We start from the raw sequence: 4,854 nt of genomic DNA, 5'->3' as shown, positions 1-4,854 counted from the left end.
TTCGAGAAGTATTGCATAAGGGTTGGCTTTAGGGTCAACCCTTTTTATTGTAAAAATCTTTCTCGAAGCGAAGCGCTCTATAGGACGAAGTCCGTGCTCGCATCTTTCTTCTAAAAAATAGAACGTCCAATACGCTCAGAGAGCAATTCTAAAGCCTGAGTTCCCGCCAGTGAATTACCCGACGCGTCCAGTTCTGGAGACCATACCGCGATCGTCATTTCGCCAGGAACAATCGTAATAATCCCGCCACCGACACCAGACTTTCCTGGCATACCAACACGATAAGCAAACTCTCCCGCCCCATCGTACAAACCACATGTCGCAAGCAGAGCATTCAACTGCTTAGTTTGAACAGGCGTAATGATCTCTTTCTTGGTTTGAACCGACACACCTTTGTTCGCCAAATAACTAAAGGTCTTCGCCAAATCCACACAGGTCATTTTAAGCGCACAAGCATGAAAGTAATTGTTGAGTACGGGAATAACATCGTTCTCAAAATTACCAAATGAACGCATCAAGTAAGCGATAGCAGCATTACGATCGCTGTGCATCATCTCAGAAGCCGCCACAACCTTGTCATACACGATATGTGTATCACCTGATAGCTGACGGACAAATTCTAATAAACGGTGTCTTGGTGCTGATAGACGGCTTTGTAATAAGTCGGCAACGACAATTGCGCCAGCATTAATAAACGGGTTACGAGGGATGCCGTGTTCCATCTCAAGCTGAATCATCGAGTTAAAGGCTTGTCCTGAAGGCTCCTTTCCAACGCGTTGCCAAATTTCTTCCGGCTTATACAACACCATCGCCAACGTCAGGCTTAAAGCTTTAGAGATTGATTGCACGGAAAAGGCTTCATCAGCATCGCCAGCTTGAATGACTTCACCTTCATTGGTGTATACCGCAATCGCCAATTTCTGGTTCGATACACGAGCCAATGCAGGAATATAATCAGCGACCTTTCCCTGACCAATTAAAGGGCGAACTTCATCTAAAATCTCGGCCAAAATAGCTTGATTTGGTTTCATATGTGCTTACTTCTTTATTGTTATTTTTGTAGGGGGTACGACATTACTTTCTGTCCTTAAACCTTTATCGCAATAAAAGCCTAAGGACAAAAAAGCCAACACTACAATAATGTTGGCTTTTATCAATCCCATAAAGTGTAGGGGTTAATCCTAAGTCGGATTCACCTTCACTTAATTTGATTCAGAATTACTTAGTACGCTTGAACTTAATGTCCCAAACACCATGACCTAAACGGTGGCCACGAGCTTCAAACTTAGTCAGTGGACGCTCGTCTGGACGAGGAATGTAATCACCATCTTCCGCGATATTCTCGAAACCTGGAGCTACGTTCATCACTTCAATCATATGTTCTGCGTAGTTTTCCCAGTCTGTTGCCATGTGGAAAATACCAGTATCAAGTTGCAGTTTACCGCGAACCATCTCTGCAAACTCAGCCTTAACGATACGACGTTTGTGGTGACGAGCTTTATGCCATGGGTCAGGGAAGAATAGTTGCAGTGTATGCAGGCTGCTGTCTGGGATCATGTGTTCAAATACTTCTACTGCATCGTGACACATTACACGCAGGTTAGTTACGCCAGCATCGCGAGCTGTACCTAAACACGCACCAACACCTGGGCTGTGAACTTCAATACCTAAGAAGTTTTTCTCAGGCGCATTCTTTGCCATTTCAACCAGTGATGCACCCATACCGAAGCCAATTTCTAGTACAACAGGGTTGTCGTTGCCAAACACTTCTTTCCAATTAAGAAGTTCTGGGTTGTAGTCGATACCCATTGTTGGCCAACATTCGTTCATCGCGTTTTCTTGGCCTTTTGTTAAGCGGCCTTCGCGGCGAACAAAACTACGGATCTTACGAACCAGTTTGCCGTCTTCAGTATATTCGTTAGTGGTCACTTCACTCATTGATTTTTGCCTGCACATTGATTAATCAAAGCGGGGATTATCCAAAGAATTGCCTCCGGTGCAAGTCTTTCCGTGGATAAATTCCCACACAATTTGTCTGTTTTACATCCAACCGTAAGTGTGGTGCAATTTCACTCCTAATAATAGCAAAGCATAGAGCATGTCGTGACTCCTTTCGCAACCGCCATATTAAAGTGGTATGACGCCTTTGGGCGCAAAGAATTACCTTGGCAACAAAACAAAACCGCCTACACCGTTTGGCTATCTGAAATCATGCTTCAGCAGACTCAAGTAGCCACGGTGATTCCATACTACCAGCGCTTCTTAGAGCGCTTTCCAACGGTTATTGACCTAGCGAACGCCGAACAAGATGAGGTGCTGCACCTATGGACAGGGCTTGGCTATTACGCGCGAGCTCGTAACTTGCACAAGGCTGCCAAGATTGTTGCCGAGCAATACGGTGGTGAATTTCCGCTTTCTATCGAAGATATGAACGCGCTACCGGGTATTGGACGCTCTACTGCCGCAGCAGTGCTGTCCTCTGTGCATAAACTCCCTCATGCGATTCTTGATGGCAACGTCAAGCGTACCTTGGCGAGAAGCTTCGCAGTAGAAGGTTGGCCGGGGCAAAAGAAAGTCGAGAACCAGCTTTGGGAACACGCAGAAGCACACACTCCCAATCAAGATGTCGATAAGTACAATCAAGCCATGATGGATATGGGGGCGATGGTTTGTACCCGTAGCAAACCCAAATGTACCTTATGCCCGATTGAAAGCATGTGTGAAGCTAAGAAGCTCGATAGACAGCTCGATTTCCCTGGTAAGAAACCTAAGAAAGAAAAGCCGATAAAAGAAACATGGTTTGTGATTCTGTACCACAACAATCAAGTATGGCTCGAACAACGCCCTCAATCTGGTATCTGGGGAGGACTATTCTGTTTCCCTCAAAATGAAAACGCAGAGATCGAACATCAATTAGATCTTCGTTCGATCAAAGACAACGAAACCGATTCGATCAAGACCATGATTGCGTTTCGACATACTTTCAGCCACTACCACTTAGATATCACACCTGTATTAGTAAAATTAGATAAACAACCAGATTTGATAATGGAAGGGACTAAAGGTCTCTGGTATAACTTATCAAAACCGGAAGAAATTGGCCTAGCAGCTCCTGTAAAGCAGCTTATTGAGAGCCTACCCTTTGAACTGAACGACGACGTTTGAATCAACGAACGCGATAAGAGGAACCACTATGAGCCGCACTGTATTTTGTGCTCGCCTTCAAAAAGATGCTGAAGGCCTAGATTTTCAACTTTACCCAGGTGACTTAGGTAAGCGTATCTTTGACAACATATCTAAAGAAGCTTGGGGACAATGGCAAAGCAAACAAACCATGCTTATCAATGAGAAGAAGCTAAACATGATGGATCCTGAACATCGTAAACTTCTTGAAACTGAGATGGTTAACTTCCTTTTTGAAGGTAAAGATGTCGTTATTGATGGCTACACTCCACCAAGCGAATAAGACATTTATTTAAGCAAATTTTAATGACATCATGGTTAACGCTGCGATGTCATTTTTGTATGAGGAACTATGAAAAAGCTAAGTTACTTCCTAACAGCCATGTTGTTAACTGGGTGCAGTCGTGAATTTGTCGAAAGCATTTATGATGTTAACTACGAACCAACCAACCGGTTTGTAAGTAATTTGGCAGAACTACCAGGACAATTTGAAAAAGATACTGGTGCGTTGGATGCTTTGATTAGTAGCTTTTCAGGCAATATCCAAAAGCGCTGGGGCAGCAATGAAGTAAAGATGGCAGGTAAGAGTAACTATGTGAAATACATAGACAATTATCTAAGCCGTTCAGAAGTTAACTTCAGTCAAGGTATCATAACGGTAGAAACCGTCTCCTTAACAGATCCTAAAAAGCACCTCAAAAATGCGATCATGACGACGCTCCTGACACCCGATGATCCAGCTCATGTCGATCTATTTTCGTCCAAAAGTATAAAGCTAGAAGGTCAACCTTTCCTCTACAACCAAGTCGTAGACCAAGAGAAAAAGCCCATCCAATGGACATGGCGTGCTAACAAATTCGCAGATTACCTGATCGCCAATAACCTAAAAACCAAAGAGGTAGACTTTAAAAAAGCCTACTACGTCGAAATCCCAATGGTGGCAGATCATGCGAGCAAACGTAGTTATAAGTATGCCGACATAGTACAACGAGCATCTCAACGCTATGACATCCCTGAAGACTTGATCTATGCAATCATCAAGACAGAAAGCAGCTTCAATCCTTACGCGGTGAGCTGGGCAAATGCTTATGGTCTTATGCAGGTGGTACCTAAAACCGCTGGCCGAGATGTCTTTAAGCTCGTTAAAAAGAAACCTGGAGAACCAAGTCCTGAGTACTTATTCAATCCAGAAAACAACATTGATGCAGGCACCGCATACTTTTACATCCTTAAAAATCGTTATTTAAAAGACGTAAAACACCCAACCACGCTTGAGTACAGTATGATCTCTGCATACAACGGCGGCACTGGTGGCGTGCTCAATACTTTCAGTAAGGATAGAAAGCGAGCAATGCGTGACTTAAATTCATTGCAACCGAGTCAAGCTTACTGGGCACTAACAAAGAAACATCCCAATAAAGAGTCGCGCCGATACTTAGAGAAAGTAACAAAATTCAAGAAAGATTTTAACCAAGGTAAAACGTAAGCCTCACTTTTGAATAAAAAAACAACTAACTAACGTTTTTTTTAGTTATTTTCAAAAAAGGTGTTGACGGTTATGCAGAAAATCCGTTTAATAGCGCTCCGTTGCCCGGATAGCTCAGTCGGTAGAGCAGAGGATTGAAAATCCTCGTGTCGGTGGTTCGATTCCGCCTCCGGGCACCACAATTT

General features: G+C 43.6%; 5 protein-coding genes and 1 tRNA gene. 4 read left to right on the top strand and 2 right to left on the bottom strand.

Features of this window, described 5'->3' with window-relative positions; genetic code table 11:
• Positions 1-110: 110 nt before the first annotated feature.
• Together glsB and trmB are read right to left on the bottom strand one after the other, a co-directional pair.
• Positions 111-1,031 carry a glutaminase B gene (gene glsB / locus AB6D80_RS15985; protein ID WP_372189025.1) on the bottom strand — a complete coding sequence of 307 codons (921 nt, stop codon included), beginning with the start codon at positions 1,029-1,031 and terminating at the stop codon, positions 111-113.
• Between the two features lie 187 nt (positions 1,032-1,218).
• The gene (gene trmB, locus AB6D80_RS15980) at positions 1,219-1,938 is read right to left on the bottom strand and encodes a tRNA (guanosine(46)-N7)-methyltransferase TrmB (RefSeq protein ID WP_004735468.1); all 720 of its coding nucleotides are present in this window, start codon (positions 1,936-1,938) and stop codon (positions 1,219-1,221) included.
• Between the two features lie 165 nt (positions 1,939-2,103).
• On the opposite strand from trmB, the gene mutY reads away from it, so the two are divergent.
• From mutY to AB6D80_RS15960, 4 genes are all read left to right on the top strand, one after another.
• Positions 2,104-3,165 carry an A/G-specific adenine glycosylase gene (mutY, locus tag AB6D80_RS15975; RefSeq protein ID WP_122056339.1) on the top strand — a complete coding sequence of 354 codons (1,062 nt, stop codon included), beginning with the start codon at positions 2,104-2,106 and terminating at the stop codon, positions 3,163-3,165.
• 28 nt (positions 3,166-3,193) lie between these two features.
• Positions 3,194-3,466, top strand: coding sequence for an oxidative damage protection protein (locus tag AB6D80_RS15970; protein WP_004735465.1), 273 nt, complete (start codon positions 3,194-3,196; stop codon positions 3,464-3,466).
• A 69-nt stretch (positions 3,467-3,535) separates the two neighbouring features.
• Positions 3,536-4,669 (top strand): membrane-bound lytic murein transglycosylase MltC, encoded by a 1,134-nt coding sequence (mltC, locus tag AB6D80_RS15965; RefSeq protein ID WP_122047413.1) that lies wholly within the window; start codon positions 3,536-3,538, stop codon positions 4,667-4,669.
• Between the two features lie 103 nt (positions 4,670-4,772).
• Positions 4,773-4,848 (top strand) — tRNA-Phe (locus AB6D80_RS15960).
• Positions 4,849-4,854 lie beyond the last annotated feature (6 nt).

Source organism: Vibrio sp. 10N.247.310.17, from assembly GCF_041466605.1.
Classification (GTDB): domain Bacteria; phylum Pseudomonadota; class Gammaproteobacteria; order Enterobacterales; family Vibrionaceae; genus Vibrio; species Vibrio tasmaniensis_A.
The sequence above is the reverse complement of the archived record's forward strand: the minus strand, read 5'-3'. Positions and strand labels throughout refer to the sequence as shown.